The following is a 19,830-nucleotide window of genomic DNA, read 5'->3' on the forward strand; positions in this document are numbered from 1 at the left end:
GATCGTCATGGGCGAACGCGACACGGAACCGGCGTACGCGCAGCTGTCGCGACGGCTGCGCGAGGCCGTCGACGCCGGCGAGTACCGCGGCGGCGTCCGGCTGCCCACCGAGGCCGAGCTCGCGCGGCGGTACGGACTGAGCCGGCAGACGGTGCGGCGCGCGTTCCAGGACCTCGTCGCCGACGGCGTCGTCTACCGGGTGCCCGGCCGGGGCACGTTCGCCGACGAGGACGGGCGGCGCTACCGGCGCCAGCTCGGCTCCATCGAGGACCTGCTCGACCTCGCCGCGGACACCACGATGGAGATCGTCGCGCCACTGAGACGGGGCGTGCACATCGAGGCCGCCAGCCGGCTGCGCCTGGACACCGATCTGGTGCACGCGGTGGTGCTGCGCCGCGTGCACGACGGAATCCCGTTCGCGCTGACCACCGTGTACCTGCCCGATCGCGTGGCCGCGCACGTGCACGAGGCCCCGGAGCTCGCGGCCGGCGCGTCGAGCCGGAACACCGTGATGGGTCTGCTCGAGCCGCATCTCGAGCATCCCATCGTCGAAGCGGCACAGACGATCACCGTCGCGCGGGCCACGGAAGAGGTTGCGCGCGAGCTGAACTGTGAGACGGGCCATCCGCTGCTGCGGGTGGACCGGCTGTACTCGAACGACGTGGGCGAACCCACCGAGCTGTCCGTCAGTTACTTTCTGCCCGAGCACTACACGTATCGCGTCACCCTCCGTCGCGCCGGACACCGTCCGTAGCGGCCCCGACCCAGGAGAAACGAATCATGCGTACCTTCCACGGAATCGACGAGATCGAGGCGGCCGTCGGCGAGGATCTGGGCCACAGCGAGTGGCTGGAGATCACCCAGGAGCGGGTGAACCTGTTCGCCGAGGCGACGGGGGACCACCAGTGGATCCACGTCGACCCCGAGCGCGCGAAGGACGGACCGTTCGGCACGACCATCGCCCACGGTTACCTCACCCTCTCCCTCCTGCCCGTCCTCGGAACGCAGATCTTCTCCGCCGAGGGGCTGAAGATGCGGATCAACTACGGTGCCAACAAGGTTCGATTCCCGTCGCCGGTTCCGGTGGGATCCAAGGTGCGGGCGACCGCGAAGTTCACCTCGCTCGAGCGCACCGCGAAGGGGGCGAACCTCACCGTCACCTACACCGTCGAGGCCGAGGGCGCCGAGAAGCCCGCGCTCGTCGCCGAGACCATCGCCGTGCTCGTGGCGTAACGGTCGGCCAGTCTGCGGACGGACTCGGGCACCGGCACGTCGTCCGCGACCCACGGTGCGGCGACCGGCCGGTCCGCGACCGTCCGCAACGAGACCACACCCGCCCACGAGCCGTCGTTCACGTCGGGCTCGGACGGGGGTGCGTCGCGAATCTTGACCGTCCACTGCCCCGCCCGGATCGGCAGGACCAAGGTGGCGGTGGCCGCCAGTTCCTTCCGGGTGTGTGCCCGGGTCTCGGTGCTGCGCCCCGGAATCAGGCCGTCCGACAGAGCATCCAGGGCGGCGGCGGACTCCTCCGCGGGCAGGACGTGGACCTCGCCGCGGACGACGGCGGATCGGAAGTTCGCGGACGAGTGGAACAGATCCTGCGCGACGACGACACCGTCGAGGAGCGAGACGCACACGGCCACCGGCGCACCGGATGCGGCCAGGCGCAGCGCGCCCGCGCCGGTGGAGCCGTGCAGCAGGATCCGGTCGCCGTCGCGTGCGTAGAGCATGGGTACCACCCACGGCAGGCCGTCGACGACGGTCGCGAAGGTGCAGGTGACGGCCGCGTCCAGCACCGCGTCGAGGTCGGCTCGCCGGGTGCGGGCCCGTTCGGGATAGCGCCTGATGTTGTCCATGCCGGTGAGTCTGGCGGCAATCCGGATCACTGAACAGGTCCACAAAGCACGCAGAAGGCAGGACCAGTATCGTGGCGCCGTGCCCCGTGTCGCGCCCGCCGTCCATCCGGCCTTCGACCTGCCCGACACCGACGCGCCACTCCGGCAGCGCGTCGCCGAGGCCGTCGTCGACCAGATCCGGCAGGGCCGCATCGGGGTCGGCGACCCGCTGCCGTCCACCCGCGTGCTGGCCGCGGAGCTCGGGGTCTCCCGCGGGTGCGTGGTCGACGCCTACGACGAGCTGTGCGCCTCGGGATTCGCCGTGGCGCGGGCGGGTTCGGGCACGCGAGTCGCGCCCGGTGCCGACGTCGCGGCGCGGGCGCACGCCGCATCCCATCCGGTCGTGCCCGCGGCGGCGGTGACGGAACCGGATCCGGCGCGGCGCGCGCCGGTACTGGACCTGCGGCCGGGAATACCGGATCCGGCGCTGATCTCGGAACCCGAGTGGCGTCGCGCGTGGCGGGCGGCCGCCGCGGCGCCGCGGGCCCTCGGCGTCGCGGATCCGGCGGCTCATCCGGATCTGCGCCGGGCGCTGGCCGACCATCTCCGGCGGACGCGGGGCCTCGCCTGCGGGGCGGACGAGATCGTCGTGCTGCCGGGCGTCGCCGCCGCGATCCGGGTGCTCGCGATCGCGGCGCGGCTGCGAGACCGCGACGTCGCCTTCGAGGATCCGGGATACCTCCGTGCGCGACGGGCACTCCTCGGCGAGGGCGCCCGTCCCCGTCCGATCCCGGTGGGGACGGACGGCTTGGATCCCGACACGGTGCGGGAGACCGACGCCGCGGTGTACTGCACACCCGCGCATCAGTATCCGATGGGAGCGCGGATGCCCGTGTCCCACCGCGCCCGGCTCGTCGCCCGTGCCGCCGACATGGGCACGATCGTCGTCGAGGACGACTACGACGGTGAGTTCCGGTACGACGTGTCGGCCCTGCCGGCGCTGCGCAGCATCGACGGCGGCCGCGAGTGCGTCGCTTACGTGGGGACTGCCTCGAAGATCCTGTCCCCGGATCTGCGACTCGCGTGGCTGATCCCACCGACTCCGCTGCGCTCGCGGATCGCGGCGGCCGTGGCCGAGAGTGGGGAGGTGGCCTGCTCGGTCACCGCGTCCGCGCTGGCCCGGCTGATCGAGTCGGGGGCGCTGTCGCGGCATCTGGCGCGTGCGTCCCGCACGTACCGCGCTCGTCGGGCCGCGTTCGTCGGTGCCCTCGGCGATCTCGAACGGTCCGACGTGACGGTGACCGGCATCGAAGCGGGTCTGCATGTGGTGCTGCGGTTTCCGGAGGGTGTCGACGACGTCGCGATCGCAGAGGCAGCGCGCCGGCTCGGTGTGGAGACCGCGCCCCTCAGCAGGTACAGCGCCGGCCCCGGCGGTCCGAGCGGACTCGTGTGCGGGTATGCGCGGTTGCCGGAATCGCGGGCGGCGGCCGCGGCCGCCGCGATCGGCGCGGCCCTACCCGGCAGTGTGCCCTTCGGGCTGCCTTAGCAACCACCGGCGGCCGAGCCGCCTACGTGTTGCAGCCTCGCGCGGCGACGGGCCACCGGCCGACGACGTTGTCTCCGGCGACGACGGTCAGGTCGTCGGCGAGATTGACCGCGGAGCACACGTGGTTGGGGATCACCCGGATGCGCGTGCCCAGGGTGGGGCGGTCGGCGTCGGCCGGCCACTGCACGGTGGCGTGGTGTTCGGACAGTGCGACGATGCGCGCGTCCGGAGCGCCGAGGATGCGGCCGTAGCCCGTCGCCCACGGGGCGCGGTCGGCGCCGAGCACCTTGCTGCCGGCGTCGAGCACGACGGTGTCGTCCCGCGCCGACACCACCGTCGCCAGCGCGGTCAGCGCGATCGCGTCCTCGTCGATCGTGCCCAGTTCGAGCTGCTGGGCGTCGCCGAAGACGTACACGCCCGGGCGCAGTTCGGTGGCGGCCGGCACGTCGAGGTGAGCGGTGGGGGTCGAGCCGCCGCTGATCACGTCGGCGTCGTGTCCGGTGGCCTCCAGCGCCGCCACGGCCCGGCTCAGCGCCGCCGCCTCGTCCGTCGCCGCGACCGCCGGCTGTCCCGGGCCGTACGAGTGCCCCGGGAAGGTGAACACGCCGCGCACCTCGAGCCCGACGGACGCCGCCGCGACGGCGACCGACCCGGTCCGCTCCGGGGCGACGCCGGTGCGGTGGTGACCGCTGTCGACCTCGACGAGCACGGTCAGACCCGGCCGGGCGTGCTCGGCGAGTGCCCGCGCGCCCTCGACGGAGTCCACGCCCACGGTCAGCCGGACCTCCGCGGCGAGCGCCCGCAGGCGGGCCCCGCGCGCGGCGTCCGTCCACAGCGGATAGGCGACGAACAGGTCACGGAAGCCGGCATCGGCGAAGACCTCGGCCTCGGAGACCGTCGCGACGGTGAGCCCGACGGCGCCGGCGGCGATCTGACGCCGGGCGATCTCGACGCACTTGTGGGTCTTCGCGTGGGGACGCAGGGACACCCCGCGGGTGCGTGCCGCGTCGGCCATCCGCGCGATGTTGCGGTCGAGGACGTCACGATCGACGAGCAGGGCGGGGGTGGCGGGAACCGCCGGGAACGCGGGCATGGCCGCACTCTATTCGCGGTCCTGCCCGGCGGCGGTCCGCACCCCGGGTTGCCCGAAAATAGAGAGCGACCGTCCTCTTTCCGGCTATGCTTCGTGTATCGATGTGAGGGAGGTCACATGAGCACGGCACCGGCGTCCACCGAGTTCGACCTGGTCGTCCGCGGCGGACTGTGGTTCGACGGCACCGGCACCCCCGGTGTCGTCCGCGACCTGGGCATCAAGGACGGGGTGGTGGCGACGGCGAGCGCGGACCCGCTGCCCGTCGGGCCGGGCACCGAGGTGGTCGAGGCGGCCGGCCGGTGGGTGATGCCCGGCTTCGTGGACCCGCACACGCACTACGACGCCGAGGTGCTCGTCTCGCCCGGCCTGCCGGAATCGGTGCGGCACGGCGTCACCACCGTCCTCATGGGCAACTGCTCGCTCTCGACGGTGTTCGTGCCGCCACTCGACGCCGCGGACCTGTTCAGCCGGGTCGAGGCACTGCCCCGCGAGCACGTCCTCACGGCACTCGAACAGGGCCGGACCTGGTCGTCGCCCCGGGAGTACGTCGCCGCGCTCGACGCCCTGCCGCTCGGTCCGAACGTCGCCGCGTTCATCGGGCATTCCGACGTGCGGGCGGCCGTCCTGGGGCTGGGCCGCTCCACCGATCCTTCGAGCCGGCCGAGCCGTGCCGAACTCGCCGCGATCGACGCCGGCGTCGAGGACGCCCTCGACGCCGGTTTCCTGGGGGTGTCCACCATGACGAATCCCTGGGACAAGCTCGACGGCGATCGCTACCGCTCCCGCACTCTGCCGTCGACCCACGCGTCGTGGGCCGAGTTCCGCCGCATCCACCGCATCCTGCGTCGCCGCGGCCGCGTCCTGCAGGCCGTGCCGAACCTCAACACCAAGTACGACGTGGCCTTCTTCGCCCTCGCCACCACCGGGCTGGGCCGCAAGCCGATGAAGGCGGCCGTGCTCGCCGCCGCCGACACCAAGGCCGAGCGCTGGGTGCACCGGATCTTCGGTCCGATCGCCTTCGCCGCCAACCGGATCGGGCGCGGCGCGTTCCGCTGGCAGCACCTGCCCACCACGTTCGAGGTGTACTCCGACGGGATCGACCTCGTGGTGTTCGAGGAGTTCGGTTCGGGGCGTGCCGCGTTGCACCTGAAGGAGGAGGTCGCCCGCAACGAGCTGCTGCGCGACGAGGCGTACCGCCGCTGGTTCCGGCAGGACTTCGACAAGAAGTTCTCGCCTCGCGTGTGGCACCGCGACTTCGACGACACCACCATCGTGGAGTGCCCCGACGCGTCGCTCGTCGGTCGCTCTATCGGCGACGTGGCCCGCGACTGCGGCGTGCATCCGGTGGACACCTTCCTGGACCTCGTCGTCGAGCACGGACGGAAGTTCCGCTGGCACACGGTGATCGCCAACGACCGGCCCGAGGTGGCCAACCGGCTGCTCCGGCAGCCCGGCGTGACCGTCGGCTTCTCCGACGCCGGTGCGCACCTGCGCAACATGGCGTTCTACAACTACGGAATCTGCATGCTGCGCCGCATCCACGAGTACGCCCGGCGCGGAAAGCCCGTCATGCCCCTGGAATCGGCGGTCCACAAACTCACCGGCGAACTCGGCGACTTCTACGGCATCGACGCCGGGCACCTGCGCGTCGGCGACCGGGCGGACCTCGTGGTCGTCGACCCGGCGGGGCTGAACAAGGACACCGACGCCTACCACGAAGCGCCCATGCCCGAGTTCGGCGGACTGAGCCGCATGGTCAACCGCAACGACGCCGCCGTGACCGCGACCGCGGTGGCCGGTCGCGTGGTGTTCCGCGGGGGCGAGTTCGTCCCCGGCTACGGCGCCACCGTCGGCACCGGCCGGTTCCTGCGCGCGGGCACCGACGAGCGCGGACCCGTGCCGGTGCGCCGCCCCGCGCCGCCCGCCGCTGCGCCGTCCGGCAGCGCGGCACCGTGACCGGGACCGCGGCACCGTCGCGTCGCACCCAGCAGCAGCGGCGCACGGCGACGATCGAACGGATCCTCGACGCGACCGTCGCCGCACTGGGCGAGCTGGGTTACACGGCCACCACCATCGGGGAGGTGTGCCGCCGCTCCGGTGTGTCCTCCGGCGGGGTGTTCCGGCACTTTCCGACCCGGCTCGACCTGATGGTCGCGGCCGCCGACGCCGTCCGCGAGCGGCAGTTCGCGAACTTCCGGCTGGGGCTGGCGCAACTCGGCGGGCCCGACGACAGCCCCGAGTCGGTCCGCGAGTGCCTGCGTCTGCTGCGGGCCGCGTGCCGTGCCCCGATCAACGCCGCCTGGTACGAACTGCTCGGCGCGGCACGCACCGACCCCGCGCTGCGCGAACGCCTGGCCCCCATGGCGCAGCGGTACCACGACCAGATCGCCGAGTTCGGGCGCACCCTGCCGATCGCGTCGCGGTTCGAGCCGGCGGAATTCGACATGCTGCTGTTCACACTCGTGCACCTGCTCGACGGGGAGGCCGTCGCGTCGGTGGTGCACCCGCAACCCGAGCAGGAGGAACCGCGCCTGGAACTGATGGCCCGGCTGGTGACCGGGGCCACGCCACGCAGTAGATTCAGGTAATGAGCATCGACAACGATTCGGCGCCGAAGTGGTTCGTCGAGGCCCTGTCCGCGCCGGTGGAGACGGGCAGCGTCGAGGTCGACGGCGCCTCGATCGCCTATCGCGCGTGGGGTGAGGAGGGCCGTCCCGGCCTCGTGCTGGTGCACGGTGGGATGGCGCACTCGCGCTGGTGGGATCACATCGCACCCCAGCTCGCCGGGGACCGGCGCGTCGTCGCGCTGGACATGAGCGGACACGGGGACAGCGACCACCGCGAGCACTACTCCCTCGAGTCGTGGGCGCGAGAGGTGCTCGCGGCGGCGCAGGCGGGCGGGATCGCCGGGCCCCCGGTACTGGTCGGGCACAGCATGGGCGGGATCGTGTCCTTCGTGGCCTCCCACGTGTACGGCGACCGGCTGGCCGGGGTGATGATCCTCGACTCGCCGATCCGGGACCTGACACCCGAGGAGATCGAGCTGCGCGCGCAGGTGGCCCGCGAGCGCAGCGGCACGAAGGTGTATCCGACGGCGGAGGAGGCCATGGCCCGCTTCCGGCTCGTCCCGCCGCAGGACACCGCCGAGCCGTACGTGCTCGAGCACATCGCCCGCCAGTCCATGCGGCAGGTGCCCGGCGGCTGGAGCTGGAAGTTCGACGCCCTGCGGATGACCAAGGACCAGCGCACCAGCCTCGAGAGCTTCGAAGCGAAGTGCCGCGTCGCCTACTTCCGTTCCGAGAACGGGATCGTCGGCCTCGACCTGCTGGATCGGATGCGGCCGCAGTTCGGTCCGGGTGCGCTCGTGGCCGAACTGCCCGCCGCGGGACACCATCCGATGATCGACCAGCCGCTGGCGGTGGTGACCGCCGTGCGGACGGTCCTGGCCGGATGGTCGGCGCCGTGAACCCCCTGCGTCCCGTCGCGGTGCAACTCGGCCGGCAACCGTGGCTGCCACGGTTCACCCCGCAGATCGTCACCGTCGACCACACCATCCAGCGGGTGACGTTCGGCCGGGTGACGCTGCTGACGCTCGCCGGGCTGCCGGAGCTCGTGCTCACGGTCCGCGGCCGCAAGAGCGGGGTCGAGCGGCGCACGCCCCTGCTGTGCGCCCCGCGCGACGACGGCTGGCTCGTCGCCGGATCCAACTGGGGGATGCCCGAATTGCCGGGCTGGGCGCACAACCTCGAGGCCGCCGACGAGGCCCTGGTGACCTATCGCGGGGACGACACGGTGGTCGTGCCGCGCCGCGCGCGCGGCGACGAGCGCGACATGCACTGGGAGGTGCTGGTGCAGGTGTGGCCCAACTACGAGCTGTACGCCCGGCGCACCGAGCGGGAGATCCCGGTCTATCTGCTGACCCCGAAGGGCTGACGGCTCGCGGCATTCGTGCGGGAAACCGGAATCCGCCCACGCTGTGGCGCGAGCGGATTCCGGATCGGCGAGCAGATCCGGAACGGCTCCTGCAGCCCGGTGCCAGGGCAGCTGTGCGTCGGGGCCCTCAGCCGGCGCGCATCGCGGAGTGGAGTCTCTCGTAGGCGGCCTTCTCGGCGTCGCGCTGCCGGGCGCGCCGGGGGTTCTCGAGGTCTCCCGGCAACCCGTGGCGCTCGAGCCGGCGACGTCGGTTCTGCGCCATGTAGGCGGCGGAGAAGAACAGGGCGAGGGCGACGCCGAGCCCCATCGTCGACAGGCGGAGCCAGACCGGGCCGGGCAGCAGCAGGAATGCGGCGTACAGCGGCAGGAACGGGACCTGGCTGCGGATCATGTGCCGGGCGACGGCGTGGTCGCCGACCAGGTCGTTGCGCACCCATTCCCGCATCGATGCCGGGAGGGGGCGGCCGAAGGCGTAGGCGAGCCATTGGAACGGTCCGGGGCGGGTGCTCATTCTCTGGGGCCTTTCGTGCAGGGTCGACACACCCGTAGTCTAGCCATTTAAATAGTGCATTAACTAATCGCAGGCTAAATATATTCGGGTCACGACCCCGCCTCTCGGTCTGTGTACGAATCCGAGAACGTGTTCTATATTTCGTGCATGTACGAGTGGTCCGACACCGATCTGATGTTCCGTGACGCGCTGCGCGGATTCATCGACAAGGAGATCCGCCCGCACGTGGATCGGCTCGAGAGCGGGGATCTGCCGCCCTACGACATCATCCGCAAACTGTTCGCCGCCTTCGGTATCGACGAGCTGGCCCGCGACGGCCTGAACAAGGCCCTCGCCCGCGAGGAGGCCGGCGAGGCGCCGTCGGCCAAGTCGGGCGGCGGCATGGGCTCGGGCGGCATGGCGGCCGTGCTCAACAGCGAGATCGCCGGCGTCAGCCTCGGGCTGGTCGCCTCGATGGGGGTCAGCCTCGGCCTCACCGCCGGGACCATCCGCAGCCGCGGCACCCTTGCCCAGAAGAAGCGGTGGCTGCCCGAACTCGTGACGTTCGAGAAGGTCGGCGCCTGGGCGATCACCGAACCCGACTCCGGGTCGGATGCCTTCGGCGGGATGAAGTCCACCGTCCGGCGCGACGGTGAGGACTACATCCTCAACGGACAGAAGACGTTCATCACCAACGGTCCCTACGCCGACGTCCTCATCGTGTACGCCAAGCTCGACGAGGGTGACCCGAGCGTCGACCGGCGTGACCGCAAGGTGCTGGCCTTCGTGCTCGAGAAGGGCATGGAGGGACTCACCCAGAGTCCGCCGTTCAAGAAGATGGGCATGAACTCCTCTCCCACCGGCGAGCTGTTCTTCGACAACGTGCGCATCACGCGCGACCGGCTGCTCGGCGAGACCGAGGAGGGCGGCCGCAGCGACGGCAAGGAGAGCGCGCGCGAGTCGTTCGCCGCCGAACGGATCGGTATCGCCTACTTGGCCCTCGGCATCATCGAAGAGTGCCTGCGCCTGTGCAAGGACTATGCCCGCAGCCGCACCCTGTGGGGCCGCGAGATCGCGCAGTTCCAGCTGATCCAGCTCAAACTCGCCGAGATGGAGATCGCCCGTATCAACGTCCGCAACATGGTGTTCAGCGCCATCGAGCGTGCCGAGGCCGGCAAGCCCGTCGCTCTCGCCGAGGCGTCGGCGATGAAGTTGTACTCCTCCCGGGCGGCCACCGAGGTCGCGATGGAGGCGGTGCAGCTCTTCGGCGGTAACGGCTACATGGCCGAGTGCCGGGTCGAGCAGCTCGCGCGGGACGCGAAGTCGCTGATGATCTACGCGGGCAGCAACGAGATCCAGGTGACGCACATCGCCAAGGGGCTGCTCTCCGGGTGACGGGGAGTCCGGGTCGTCCCCCACGGTCCGGAAGTCCCGGTACCCGGGACAAGTATCTGCACTCGGGATGCAGGTTCTATTATCGTGTCGCCATGCCCGAGCTCATTCCGGACTCGACCGAGGTCGATCCCGAACCGGCCGCCGCGACGACACTCCTTTCGGATCCCGACGGAGACCGTCCGGACCTGGACTCCGTCGTCGCGGCCGTCGGGCCTGGTGGCACCGTCGAGGAATGGCTCGTCCCCGGCGCGCCCGGCGACCCCGAGGTGCCCGTGCGGATCCACACGCCGGATACGGGTCCGAGCGGCAACCCCGCGGCACGGCCCGTCGTGCTCGAGATCCCGGGCGGCGGATCAGCCCTCGGCGGTGCCACGCACCGCGAGGCCTTCGCCTTCGCCGTCGCCCGTGCGACCGGCGCGATCGTCGTCTCCGTCGGCTACCGCCTCGCGGCCGAGGATCCCACTGCTGCGGCAGACGACTGCTACGCGGTCCTCGAATGGGTCGCCTCCGGCACGGCCTGCCCGGACATGGACCCGGACCGCATCGTCGTCCTCGGCGATGCCGCAGGTGGCGCGCTCGCCGCGACCGTCGCGTTGCGGGCACGGGAGGAGGGCGGCCCGTGCATCGCGCTGCAGGCACTGCTCAACCCCGACCTCGACGCCGCCGGAAGCCGGCCGCACCCCTTCGGCGGCCGGGAAGCCACCGGGCAATCCGTGCCCGCCCGCCGGATCGACTTGACCGGGATGCCCTCGACCTACCTCGCCGTCGGCGAACGCGCTCCCTTCCGGGACGAGGCAACCGACTACGCCCGACGGCTCCGGCAGGCCGGCGTTCCTGTCGAATTGCACTGCCGCCCTGGCATATCCGGCGAGTCCGTCCTCGTCCGGGATGCCGGCGCCACCCGCGCGCTGTGCGACGCGATCGTCCGGGCGACCGCCCGCACTCCCGTGCTCGATCACGACTGAACCGTCTCCCGCGCGGCGCCGCGCTCCCAGGTGACACAGGCCCTGGCACAATTGGGTTCGCCGCACCGGTTGGGAGGAACCGGTCGGCGACACGGGAGGAGAGACACGTGACCGTCACCGACGGACGCGTCGCGCGGGCCGAACGGACCCGCCACGCAGTGATAGAGGCACACATCGCCCTTATCGAGGCCGGGGAGCTGAAACCGACCGGGGCGCAGATCGCCGCCCGGGCCGGGGTCTCGCTCCGGGCGCTGTGGGCGAACTTCAACGATCTGGAAACGCTGTTCGAGGGGACCGGGGCAGAGCTGCTGCGGCGGCAGGACTCCGCCTTCGTCCCGGTCCCTGTCGGACTGCCCCTCGGGGAGCGGATCGACGCGTTCTGCCGGCAGCGCGCGGAGCTGCTCGAGCTGGTGGCGCCGTTCGCGCGCTCGTCGGCGATCAGGGCGCCGCAGTCCGAACGGATCCGGCGGAACAGGTTGCGGCACATCGCCCGGGTGGTCGAAGAGGTCGACGAGCTGTTCGCGGCGGAGTTGGCCGCCCTCGACCCGTCGCATCGCGCCCGGCTGGTGCGGTCCGTGGCGGTGGCGAGCACCTGGGGGTCCTGGGTGGCGCTGCGCGACGTGCTGGGCCTGCCCGTCGCCGAAGCCACCGAGCTGATGAAGCACACCGTCACCGCGCTGCTGTCCGAGGCACGCCAACCGGCGTCGTGCTGAGACCGGTCAGGGGGTCAACCGGTAGAACCGCCAGAACCCGAAGTCCTCGATCGGCAGCACCGACACATCCGAGAAGCCCGCGTCGAGCGCATACCGGCGCAGGGTGTCCGCGCGCATCACCGTGCCGGTTCCCGCGCTCGGCGGATGGCTCATGCCGTCCGGCAGGCAGCACACGATGCTGAACCCGTACATCAGCCGTTCTACCTCGTCGCCGGGCGCGGTGAACCGGTCGGCGACGGCCTCGTCCATGACGATCATGACGCCGTCGTCCGCGAGCGCACCCCGCACCGAGGAGAGCACCTCGACGGGACGCGGCATGTCGTGGACGCACTCGAAGGCGAACGCGGCGGTGAAACGTTCGTCGGGCAGGCCGGCCGCGTCGGCCTCGACGACGGTGATCCGGTCGGCGACGTCGGGGCACGCGGCGACGTTCGTCCGGGCCAAGGCGACGGTCGCCGGATCGATGTCGACGGCGAACAACCGGGCCTGCGGGTACGCGCGGGCCAGGGCGATCGTGGACCATGCTCCGCCACAGCCGATGTCGGCGATCGCGGCCGCCGGCCGGCGCAGCAGGTCGTCCAGGTCCGGTACGGACGCCAGAGCACCCGGCAGCACCTTCTCGTACCACGGCCGGTTCATGTCCGCCTGGCTCTCGCGCGCATCGGTGCCGAGCTGCGCCCAGCTCACGCCGCCGCCGGTGCGGTACGCGTCGAGCAGGGCCGGGAGCTGCACGGACACTCCGGCGAACAGGCGGGCCAGCGGCCCGAGATAGTTGAGACTCTGCTCGTCGGTGAGGACCTCGGCCACCGCCGGGGGAAGCGTGAAGCGCGGCGGAACGTCGTCGTCGACCTCGAGCAGACCGGTCACCGCCTGCTGTTCGAGCCATTCGCGGGCGTAGCGCGGGTCGGTTCCGGTGCGCGTCGCGAGCTCGTCGGCCGTGGCGGGACCGTCGGTCACGAGACTGCGGTACCAGCCGAGCCGGTCGCCGATGTAGATCGCAATCACATCGACGGCGCCGAGCGCCGAGTCGAGGACGCGCTGAGCGGCGGTGTCGACGGGGGAGACGGCGTGCGTCACGGTGGGACCTTCCGGAGGGGACGGGGGTGATTCCGAGAGTCCTCCGGTTCGGGGCGGCGGACAACACCCCCTTGGGGGCCGAATGTGACATCCCTTCGATCACATCGAACCGATGTGACATTCGGCCGCACCCACGCAGCGGGGCGCGGGAACCGGATGCGCCTACCGGACGTTCGCAGTCGTGCAACCGGAAGGAGTTCACAGTGCAGATCACTGCCAGTGCCTTGTCCCTCAACGTTCCCGACGTGGCCGCGTCGGCCGACTTCGCAACCCGCCATCTCGGGTTCACCGAAGCGATGGCCGCGGACGGGTTCGTCTCCCTCACCCGCGAGGATGCCGGCTTCAACCTCGTCTTCCTGCGCACCGGCCTCGGCAGCTTCAAGCCCGCGAGCGTCGCCGGCGACGCGGGGCAGGGGATGCTCGTCGCCTTCGTCGTCGACGCGATCGACGACGAGTACGAACGCCTGCGTGCCGAAGGGGTACCGATCGTCACCCCGATCGAGACCGAGCCGTGGGGCGAGCGGTACTTCCAGATGCGCGACCCGAACGGCATCGTCTACCAGCTCGTGCAATGGGTGGGCGAGCCGTCCTCGGTGAGCTAGCCGGACGATTCGCCGGCGTGCGCCGCGAGGAACGGTTCGATCACGGACAGTACCTCCGGCGCCGCCGCGATCGTCGTCGCGTGGTCGTACCCCCGGATGACGGCGAGTAGGGCACCGGGAATCGTCCGCGACAACTCCCGGGTGTCGTCGATCCGTTCGCCGTCCTCCGAACCGACGAACGCCAGCGTCGGCACGTCCAGCGCGGCGAGGGCAGCGTCGTCGATCCCGGGTTCGCGATCCGACCGCCGCATGTACGCGGCGAGGGCGGCGGCGTCGTTCGCCCGGAACGCGGCCTGTGTCGCCGCGTCGACGGGTGAACCGAGGTGTTCCGCCCACGCCTCGAGGAACCCCTCGACCCCGTAGTGGCCGAGCACGTCGGCGCACCCCGGGAAGAACAGCCGATCGAACGTCCCGGTCTGCGCACGTGCGCTGCCCCCGCCCACGGTGAGCGTCCGTAGCCGGCCGGTGTCACGTACCGCCAGCGACAGGCCGACCCGGGCTCCGAACGAGTATCCGAGATAGTGCACGCGGTCGGTGCCGGCGGCGTCCAGCACCGCCAGCACGTCGTCGACGATCAGGTCCATCGCGTAGGCGTCCGGGACGTCGGGTTTGTCGCTGCGGCCGTGTCCGCGCAGGTCGGGCAGGATGAGCCGGTACCGCTCCCGCAGGGGACGCACGTACCCGAATCCCCGCCAGATGGCGGACGACAGGGCGCTGCCGTGCGCGAGCAGCAGCGACGGGCTGCCGGCGCCGGCGTCGGAGTCGATCACCGAGAAGGCGATGCGGGTTCCGTCGACAGGGTTGATCGCATGGCTCACCGCTCCAGTCTGACCGACCGGGTCACGCCGATGTCGGACAGGAACCGCTCGTCGTGGCTGACCACGACGAGGGCACCCCGGTACGCGCGCAGCGCCTGCACCAGGTGCGTGAGGCCGGGCAGGTCCAGATTGTTGGTCGGCTCGTCGAGGAGCAGCAGCCGCGGCGCCGGATCCGCCGCGAGCAACGTCGCCAGCGCCGCCCTCAGGCGCTCGCCGCCCGAGAGGACGGCCGCCGGCACGTCCGCGTCGGCGCCGCGGAACAGGAACCGGGCGAGCAGTGCCCGGACCTGCTGCGACGACATGTGCGGGGCACGCAGCGCGACGTTGTCCGCCACCGACAGCGACTCGTCGAAGATGTCCAGCCGCTGCGGCAGCACCGCGAACGGCACCCGGGGGCCGGCTGCGACGACCGCGCGCAGCAGCGTCGTCTTGCCCGAACCGTTGGCGCCGCGCAGCGCGATCCGCTCGGGACCGACGATCTCGAGGGGCCCCTCGGCGACGCGCGCCCCGGGGTGCACCTCCGTCTCCGGCAGGTCCACCCGGATCTCCCGGTCGTCGCGCACGCTGTCCTGGGCCCGCTCGAGGGTCTCGCGCGCGCCGGCGAGCTTGCCCTCGTGTTCGCGCCGCAGCCGGCCCGCCGACTCCTGAGCCTGCCGTTTGCGGGCCCCCATCACGATCTTCGGCTCCCGCTTGTTCTCGAACATCTTGCGGCCGTAGCGCTCTCGCCGGGCGAGCTTGATGTGCGAGTCGCTCAGTTCGCGTGCCTGCCGGCGCACGTCCGCCCGGGCGTCGCGCACCGCGGCCAGCGCGGCTTCCTGTTCGGCCGCGACGATGCGTTCGTACTCGCTGTAGTTGCCGCCGAACAGCCGCAGCCGCCCGTCGCGCACCTCGGCGACGGTGTCGACCCGCTCGAGCAGGTCACGGTCGTGGGTCGCGACGACGAGGGTCCCGGGGAACTCCCGCAGCACGTCGTACAGCCGCGCGCGGGCCGCCGGATCCAGGTTGTTCGTCGGCTCGTCGAGCAGCAGGACGTCCGGCTCGTCGAGCAGCCGGGCCGTGAGTGCCAGCAGGACGGTCTCGCCGCCGGAGAGGGTGCCGACGGTGCGATCGAAGTCGCTGGGGGATCCGACGATTCGGTCGAGGCCGAGGTGGTGCAGGGTGGCCAGGGCGCGCTCCTCGACGTCCCAGCGTTCGCCGACGGTGTCGAAGTCGTGGGCGGCGGTCGAGCCGGACTCGATGCGCCGCAGCGCCGCACGCACGCCGTCGATGCCGAGGACGGCGTCGACGGTGCGGTGCGGGTCGAGCACGATGTCCTGCGGCAGCAGCGAGACCCGGCCACGCATCGTGACGGAGCCGCGGGTCGGCGACAGTTCGCCCGACATGATGTGCAGCAGAGTCGATTTGCCGGACCCGTTGCGTCCGACGAGTCCGGTGCGCCCGGCCGGGAGGGTCGTGCCGAGACCGTCGAACACGACAGTGCCGTCCGGCCAGGTGAAGGTGAGGTCCGACAGCGTCGGGGAAGGGTGTGACATGGCTGCTCCCGGCAGTAGGTGACGACATACCGCGCGCAGGGTGCGGCGCGGCGGGCGAAACCTCTACAGGAGCAACGGCCTTCTCCGATCGACGGGAACGTGACGAGAATCCACGGTAGAGCGATGAGCGCGCAGCGGCAACCGGTTTTCCGTCACCGCGGCCTGCGTCACAACGTGCCGCCTGTACGGCACGCGCTCCGGTCGTGCACGACGGCACCGTCCGGATTCGGGCATGATCGTGGTCGTGCCCATCCTTCGACGCCGACCGGTTCCGCTCCTGACGACCGTCGTCGCCGCGCTCGCGGCCGCCGGGTGCTCCTTCGGTCCCGACCAGCCCGAGACCGTCGTGGGCGAGTTCGCGGCGGCGCTCGAGGCCGGTGACGTGCAGGCCGCGGCGGAACTCACCACCGACCCCGCGGCGGCAGCCACCACGATCGGCGACGTGTTCGACGGTCTCGGCGTCGACGGTTCCGGCACGGTCCGCCCCGACGTGAACCTCGCCGGCACGAGTGATGCGGGCACGTTCGACCTCGACGTCGCGTGGACCTTCGGCGAAGGGCAGGACTGGGCGTACCGCACGTCCGGCAGTGCGGTCGACCTCGACCCGCAGGGCTGGCGCATCGAGTGGGACCCGGCGCTGCTCGCCCCGGACCTGACCGCCGACGCCACCCTGAGCTACACGACGACGACGGGTCCGGCGCCGTCGGTGCTCGACCGCCGCGGGCAGCCGATCCTCGAACAACAGGTGGTGACGCTGGTGAACCTCGACGCCACCGCCGACCCGGCGGCCGTCGCGCCGTTGCTCGCCACGGCGGCGCCCACCGTCACCCCGCCATCGCTCGCCGCCGACGTCGCCGCCGCCGCGGGCAAGCCCGTGACGGCGGTGACCCTCCGGGAGGCGGACCTCGCGCCGATCGAAGCTCAGCTCGCCGCGCTGCCCGGAGTGAGCCTCGTCCGGCAGACCCGGTTGCTGACGGTCGACCGCGCCCTGGCCTCGCCGGTGCTGTCCGGGCTGGGAGAGCTGTGGCAGGAGGGCCAGGACGCGTCCGCCGGATGGGCCGTGCGGCTCGTGTCCGGGGACGGCACCACGCGCCGCGTCGCCGGAGCCGACGGTCCGCCGGCACCGGACCTGCAGACCACGTTCGACCTGGACCTGCAGACACGTGCCGAGGCGGTCCTGGCGCCACTGCAGCAACCGGCGGTGATCGTCGCGATCGAACCGTCCACCGGGGCGGTGCGGGCGGTGGCGCAGAACGCCGCCGCAGACGCCGAGGGGCCGCTCGCCCTGACCGGGCTGTATCCGCCCGGCTCGACGTTCAAGACCGTCACCACCTCGGCCGCGCTGCAGGCCGGGGCCGCAACCCCCGACATGGTGGTGCCGTGCCCCGGGACGGCGAACATCGAGGGCCGCGTCATCCCCAACGACGACAGTTTCGACCTCGGCTCCGTGCCGTTGCACACGGCCTTCGCCTTCTCGTGCAACACCACGATGGGCCGGCTCGCCGTCGGCCTGCCGGCGACCGCGCTCACCGATGCGGCCGCGCAGTTCGGGCTCGGGGTCGACTACGTCACGCCCGGGCTGGTCACGGTCACCGGCAGCGTGCCCGAGGCGCAGACGCCGGCGGAGCGCGTCGAGTCCGCGATCGGCCAGGGCCGGGTGACGGCGTCTCCGTTCGGGATGGCACTCGTGGCGGCGTCCATCGCGCACGGGTCGACTCCGTTGCCGATGCTCGTGGAGGGCCGGCCGGCGGTGGCCGATCGTGCGCCCGGCGCCGCGCCGGAGGAGGTCACTGCCGCGTTACGGACGATGATGCGGGAGACTGTCACGGGTGGAACCGCGAGTGTGCTGCGGGACATCCCCGAACTCGTCGGTAAGACGGGGACGGCGGAGTACGGTGATGGCACCGGTGCCCACGGGTGGTTCGTCGGCTCGCAGGAAGACCTCGCGTTCGCGGTTTTCGTTGCGGGAGCGGGTAGTTCGGCACCGGCAGTGGACGTGGCGGGACGCCTGGTGAGGGGGTGAGGCGCGGTTCGAGGCGCAATCGTGATCGCATCGTAGGCAGGGCGTGATTGTTACTGAAGTGACAGAAGTGAAGGTTGGTCGTTATGGGTTTTCGGGACTGGCGCACGATGCGCGGCCGCGTGACAGCCCTGGTCTCCGTCGTGGTTCTCGCCGCGGGCATGGCCTCGTGTGTGTTCGACGACCCCCGGAGCGACGCGCAGCGACTCGTCGACGACTTCGTCGCGGAACTGAACGAACAAGACGCCGCCGGCGCGGCCGCCCTCACCTCGTACCCGAACGCCGCCGAGGCGTCGATCCGCCAGATGTTCGAGGGCATGAAGGACGGCGACGTCGAGTTCGACGTCGCCCAGTTCGTCGAACTCAACGAGCAGACGGGCTTCTTCTCCCTGGGAGCCGACTGGAATTTCGGGCCCGGCAAGGACTGGGGATACCAGGTGGACGGCGTGGCGAAGAACCTCGCCGTCGGCTGGCGGATCTCCTGGGACCCGCAGGTGCTGGTGCCCGAGCTGAACCGGACCCGCACCGTGCACCACGTGCGCACCGACGCCGCCCCGCCGAAGATCTTCGACCGCACCGGTCGGTTGCTCATGGCCGAGCAGACCATCAATGCCGTCGTCGTCGACCCTGCCCTCACGTCCGACCCGGTCGACACCACGACCCGGCTGGCGAAGGTGCTCGAACCGGTCGCCCCGGTCATCACCGCCGACCTGCTGCAGCGTAACCTCGCGGCCGACCCGGGCGCGCGCATCACCGCGGTGAAGCTGCGCGACCAGGACTACCAGTTCCTCGAGGACGAGATCGTGCCCATCCCGGGCGTCGTGGTGGTCAAGACACCGACCCTGATCAGCGCGGACCGGCGGATCTCCACTCCTCTGCTCGACCCGCTGCGCGCGGCCTGGCAGCTCGAACGCGACGCCACCGCCGGCTGGGCCGTCACTCTCGAAGAACCCGGCGCCGACCCCGTGCAGCTCGCCGGCTTCCAGGGCCCGCCGCCGCCGGACCTGCAGGCGACCCTCGATTCGCACGTCCAGCTCGCCGCCAAGGAAGCCGTGGTCAGCGTGGGTACCCCCGCGGCGATCGTGGCGATCCAGCCGTCCACCGGCGGTGTCCTGGCCCTGGACGTGAACAACTGGGCGATGGAACTCGGACCGGTCGCCTCGCGCGGGCTGTACCCGGCCGGACAAACGCTGGATCCGGTGCGCCTGGCCGCAGGTCTCGACCGCGGCGTCGACCCGGTCTCGGTGAGCACCGACGATCTGGCCGCCACCGCCCGCCGGCTCGGGCTCGGACTCGACTACGACGTTCCGGGGTTCGACTTCGAGACCGCGCAGATTGGGGACAACCGGTCGGGCGTGGTGCAGTTCTCCGGATCGGACGGCGGCAGTGAGGCGCTGCTCAGCCCGTTCGGTGCCGCGCTGCTCGCCGCGTCCGTCGTGCGGGGTGAAGCGCCGCTGCCGGCGATCGTGCAGGGCAGGTCGGCGAAGGTCGACGAGGCCGTCGAACCGCTGCCACCGCAGGTGACCGACGCGCTGCGCGCCGCGATGGCCGAGAACGTGCGCAGCGGCCCCGCATCGCTGTTGAAGGGCCATCCGGGTCTGGCCGGCATCGCAGCCGCGAGCGGCGACGACCGATGGTTCTACGGATACACCGGCGATCTGGCCTTCGCGGTGTTCGTCGCCAACGCCGACGGCGGCGACCGTGCGGTGAAGATGGCCGACATGTTCCTCCGGGAGCTCGCCAAGCCGCCTGCCGACGGCTGACCGCCGCGGACCTCGACGGTTCCCTCGAAGCGGACCCGGGTACGTTTG

The 19,830-nt window shown here is 71.6% G+C and carries 19 protein-coding genes; 13 read left to right on the forward strand and 6 right to left on the reverse strand.

Annotated features, from left to right (window positions below):
* The first annotated feature begins 7 nt into the window (after positions 1 to 7).
* Both QYS60_RS00675 and QYS60_RS00680 read left to right on the forward strand, forming a co-directional pair.
* Positions 8 to 754, forward strand: coding sequence for a GntR family transcriptional regulator (locus tag QYS60_RS00675; RefSeq protein ID WP_003938509.1), 747 nt, complete (start codon positions 8 to 10; stop codon positions 752 to 754).
* A 26-nt stretch (positions 755 to 780) separates the two neighbouring features.
* Entirely contained in the window at positions 781 to 1,233 is a 453-nt protein-coding gene (locus QYS60_RS00680) for a MaoC family dehydratase (protein ID WP_371382135.1), read from the forward strand.
* Here the strand turns inward: QYS60_RS00680 and QYS60_RS00685 are convergent.
* Positions 1,161 to 1,856: a pyridoxamine 5'-phosphate oxidase family protein gene (locus QYS60_RS00685; protein ID WP_371382136.1), complete on the reverse strand. Its 696-nt coding sequence runs from the start codon at positions 1,854 to 1,856 to the stop codon at positions 1,161 to 1,163. The two genes, QYS60_RS00680 and QYS60_RS00685, sit on opposite strands and share 73 nt — an antisense overlap.
* Before the next feature lie 79 nt (positions 1,857 to 1,935).
* On the opposite strand from QYS60_RS00685, the gene QYS60_RS00690 reads away from it, so the two are divergent.
* Positions 1,936 to 3,381: a PLP-dependent aminotransferase family protein gene (locus tag QYS60_RS00690; protein WP_371382137.1), complete on the forward strand. Its 1,446-nt coding sequence runs from the start codon at positions 1,936 to 1,938 to the stop codon at positions 3,379 to 3,381.
* A gap of 22 nt (positions 3,382 to 3,403) precedes the next feature.
* On the opposite strand, the gene QYS60_RS00695 is transcribed toward QYS60_RS00690, so the two are convergent.
* Entirely contained in the window at positions 3,404 to 4,474 is a 1,071-nt protein-coding gene (locus QYS60_RS00695; RefSeq protein ID WP_371382138.1) for an alanine racemase, read from the reverse strand.
* A gap of 117 nt (positions 4,475 to 4,591) precedes the next feature.
* Here QYS60_RS00695 and QYS60_RS00700 point away from each other — a divergent pair, with 117 nt between their 5' ends.
* From QYS60_RS00700 to QYS60_RS00715, 4 genes are read left to right on the forward strand one after another with little or no spacing between them, the layout of a single operon-like run.
* A complete protein-coding gene (locus QYS60_RS00700) occupies positions 4,592 to 6,430 on the forward strand; it encodes an amidohydrolase family protein (RefSeq protein WP_371382139.1) in 1,839 nt (612 codons plus the stop codon).
* The gene (locus QYS60_RS00705; RefSeq protein WP_003938515.1) at positions 6,427 to 7,062 is read left to right on the forward strand and encodes a TetR/AcrR family transcriptional regulator; all 636 of its coding nucleotides are present in this window, start codon (positions 6,427 to 6,429) and stop codon (positions 7,060 to 7,062) included. The genes QYS60_RS00700 and QYS60_RS00705 overlap by 4 nt, the downstream gene beginning before the upstream one ends.
* The gene (locus tag QYS60_RS00710) at positions 7,062 to 7,940 is read left to right on the forward strand and encodes an alpha/beta fold hydrolase (protein ID WP_289378644.1); all 879 of its coding nucleotides are present in this window, start codon (positions 7,062 to 7,064) and stop codon (positions 7,938 to 7,940) included. Before QYS60_RS00705 ends, QYS60_RS00710 begins: the two co-directional genes overlap by 1 nt.
* Positions 7,925 to 8,407, forward strand: a complete 483-nt coding sequence (locus QYS60_RS00715; protein ID WP_371382140.1) for a nitroreductase family deazaflavin-dependent oxidoreductase — start codon at positions 7,925 to 7,927, stop codon at positions 8,405 to 8,407. The genes QYS60_RS00710 and QYS60_RS00715 overlap by 16 nt, the downstream gene beginning before the upstream one ends.
* Before the next feature lie 127 nt (positions 8,408 to 8,534).
* On the opposite strand, the gene QYS60_RS00720 is transcribed toward QYS60_RS00715, so the two are convergent.
* Complete coding sequence (locus tag QYS60_RS00720; protein WP_371382141.1) at positions 8,535 to 8,918, reverse strand: DUF5313 family protein; 384 nt, start codon at positions 8,916 to 8,918, stop codon at positions 8,535 to 8,537.
* Between the two features lie 147 nt (positions 8,919 to 9,065).
* Here QYS60_RS00720 and QYS60_RS00725 point away from each other — a divergent pair, with 147 nt between their 5' ends.
* The 3 genes from QYS60_RS00725 to QYS60_RS00735 all read left to right on the forward strand — a co-directional run bounded on the left by QYS60_RS00725 (position 9,066) and on the right by QYS60_RS00735 (position 11,970).
* Positions 9,066 to 10,292: an acyl-CoA dehydrogenase family protein gene (locus QYS60_RS00725; protein WP_371382142.1), complete on the forward strand. Its 1,227-nt coding sequence runs from the start codon at positions 9,066 to 9,068 to the stop codon at positions 10,290 to 10,292.
* A 92-nt stretch (positions 10,293 to 10,384) separates the two neighbouring features.
* Positions 10,385 to 11,257: an alpha/beta hydrolase fold domain-containing protein gene (locus QYS60_RS00730; RefSeq protein WP_289378647.1), complete on the forward strand. Its 873-nt coding sequence runs from the start codon at positions 10,385 to 10,387 to the stop codon at positions 11,255 to 11,257.
* 107 nt (positions 11,258 to 11,364) lie between these two features.
* A complete protein-coding gene (locus tag QYS60_RS00735; protein ID WP_371382143.1) occupies positions 11,365 to 11,970 on the forward strand; it encodes a TetR/AcrR family transcriptional regulator in 606 nt (201 codons plus the stop codon).
* Between the two features lie 6 nt (positions 11,971 to 11,976).
* On the opposite strand, the gene QYS60_RS00740 is transcribed toward QYS60_RS00735, so the two are convergent.
* Positions 11,977 to 13,047, reverse strand: a complete 1,071-nt coding sequence (locus QYS60_RS00740; RefSeq protein ID WP_371382144.1) for a trans-aconitate 2-methyltransferase — start codon at positions 13,045 to 13,047, stop codon at positions 11,977 to 11,979.
* Between the two features lie 203 nt (positions 13,048 to 13,250).
* On the opposite strand from QYS60_RS00740, the gene QYS60_RS00745 reads away from it, so the two are divergent.
* Positions 13,251 to 13,649: a VOC family protein gene (locus QYS60_RS00745; RefSeq protein WP_054373583.1), complete on the forward strand. Its 399-nt coding sequence runs from the start codon at positions 13,251 to 13,253 to the stop codon at positions 13,647 to 13,649.
* Here QYS60_RS00745 and QYS60_RS00750 read toward each other — a convergent pair.
* Both QYS60_RS00750 and QYS60_RS00755 read right to left on the reverse strand, forming a co-directional pair.
* Complete coding sequence (locus tag QYS60_RS00750) at positions 13,646 to 14,467, reverse strand: alpha/beta fold hydrolase (RefSeq protein ID WP_371382145.1); 822 nt, start codon at positions 14,465 to 14,467, stop codon at positions 13,646 to 13,648. The genes QYS60_RS00745 and QYS60_RS00750 overlap by 4 nt on opposite strands.
* The gene (locus QYS60_RS00755; RefSeq protein WP_371382146.1) at positions 14,464 to 15,999 is read right to left on the reverse strand and encodes an ABC-F family ATP-binding cassette domain-containing protein; all 1,536 of its coding nucleotides are present in this window, start codon (positions 15,997 to 15,999) and stop codon (positions 14,464 to 14,466) included. The genes QYS60_RS00750 and QYS60_RS00755 overlap by 4 nt, the downstream gene beginning before the upstream one ends.
* 232 nt (positions 16,000 to 16,231) lie before the next feature.
* Between QYS60_RS00755 and QYS60_RS00760 the strand changes: the two genes are divergently transcribed.
* Positions 16,232 to 18,022 (forward strand): penicillin-binding transpeptidase domain-containing protein, encoded by a 1,791-nt coding sequence (locus QYS60_RS00760; protein WP_289378655.1) that lies wholly within the window; start codon positions 16,232 to 16,234, stop codon positions 18,020 to 18,022.
* An 83-nt stretch (positions 18,023 to 18,105) separates the two neighbouring features.
* Positions 18,106 to 19,782 (forward strand): NTF2-like N-terminal transpeptidase domain-containing protein, encoded by a 1,677-nt coding sequence (locus tag QYS60_RS00765; RefSeq protein WP_289378656.1) that lies wholly within the window; start codon positions 18,106 to 18,108, stop codon positions 19,780 to 19,782.
* Positions 19,783 to 19,830: the final 48 nt, after the last annotated feature.

The sequence above is a fragment of the Rhodococcus sp. GXMU-t2271 genome (assembly GCF_041414735.1).
Lineage (GTDB): Bacteria > Actinomycetota > Actinomycetes > Mycobacteriales > Mycobacteriaceae > Rhodococcus > Rhodococcus indonesiensis.

What these genes read in the sequence shown, in the direction of transcription:
- QYS60_RS00675 (WP_003938509.1), top strand. Translation starts at nt 8, where the DNA reads ATGGGCGAACGCGACACGGAACCGGCGTACGCGCAGCTGTCGCGACGG.
- QYS60_RS00680 (WP_371382135.1), top strand. Translation starts at nt 781, where the DNA reads ATGCGTACCTTCCACGGAATCGACGAGATCGAGGCGGCCGTCGGCGAG.
- QYS60_RS00685 (WP_371382136.1), bottom strand. Translation starts at nt 1,856, where the DNA reads ATGGACAACATCAGGCGCTATCCCGAACGGGCCCGCACCCGGCGAGCC.
- QYS60_RS00695 (WP_371382138.1), bottom strand. Translation starts at nt 4,474, where the DNA reads ATGCCCGCGTTCCCGGCGGTTCCCGCCACCCCCGCCCTGCTCGTCGAT.
- QYS60_RS00700 (WP_371382139.1), top strand. Translation starts at nt 4,592, where the DNA reads ATGAGCACGGCACCGGCGTCCACCGAGTTCGACCTGGTCGTCCGCGGC.
- QYS60_RS00710 (WP_289378644.1), top strand. Translation starts at nt 7,062, where the DNA reads ATGAGCATCGACAACGATTCGGCGCCGAAGTGGTTCGTCGAGGCCCTG.
- QYS60_RS00715 (WP_371382140.1), top strand. Translation starts at nt 7,925, where the DNA reads ATGGTCGGCGCCGTGAACCCCCTGCGTCCCGTCGCGGTGCAACTCGGC.
- QYS60_RS00720 (WP_371382141.1), bottom strand. Translation starts at nt 8,918, where the DNA reads ATGAGCACCCGCCCCGGACCGTTCCAATGGCTCGCCTACGCCTTCGGC.
- QYS60_RS00725 (WP_371382142.1), top strand. Translation starts at nt 9,066, where the DNA reads ATGTACGAGTGGTCCGACACCGATCTGATGTTCCGTGACGCGCTGCGC.
- QYS60_RS00730 (WP_289378647.1), top strand. Translation starts at nt 10,385, where the DNA reads ATGCCCGAGCTCATTCCGGACTCGACCGAGGTCGATCCCGAACCGGCC.
- QYS60_RS00755 (WP_371382146.1), bottom strand. Translation starts at nt 15,999, where the DNA reads ATGTCACACCCTTCCCCGACGCTGTCGGACCTCACCTTCACCTGGCCG.
- QYS60_RS00760 (WP_289378655.1), top strand. Translation starts at nt 16,232, where the DNA reads ATGATCGTGGTCGTGCCCATCCTTCGACGCCGACCGGTTCCGCTCCTG.
- QYS60_RS00765 (WP_289378656.1), top strand. Translation starts at nt 18,106, where the DNA reads ATGGGTTTTCGGGACTGGCGCACGATGCGCGGCCGCGTGACAGCCCTG.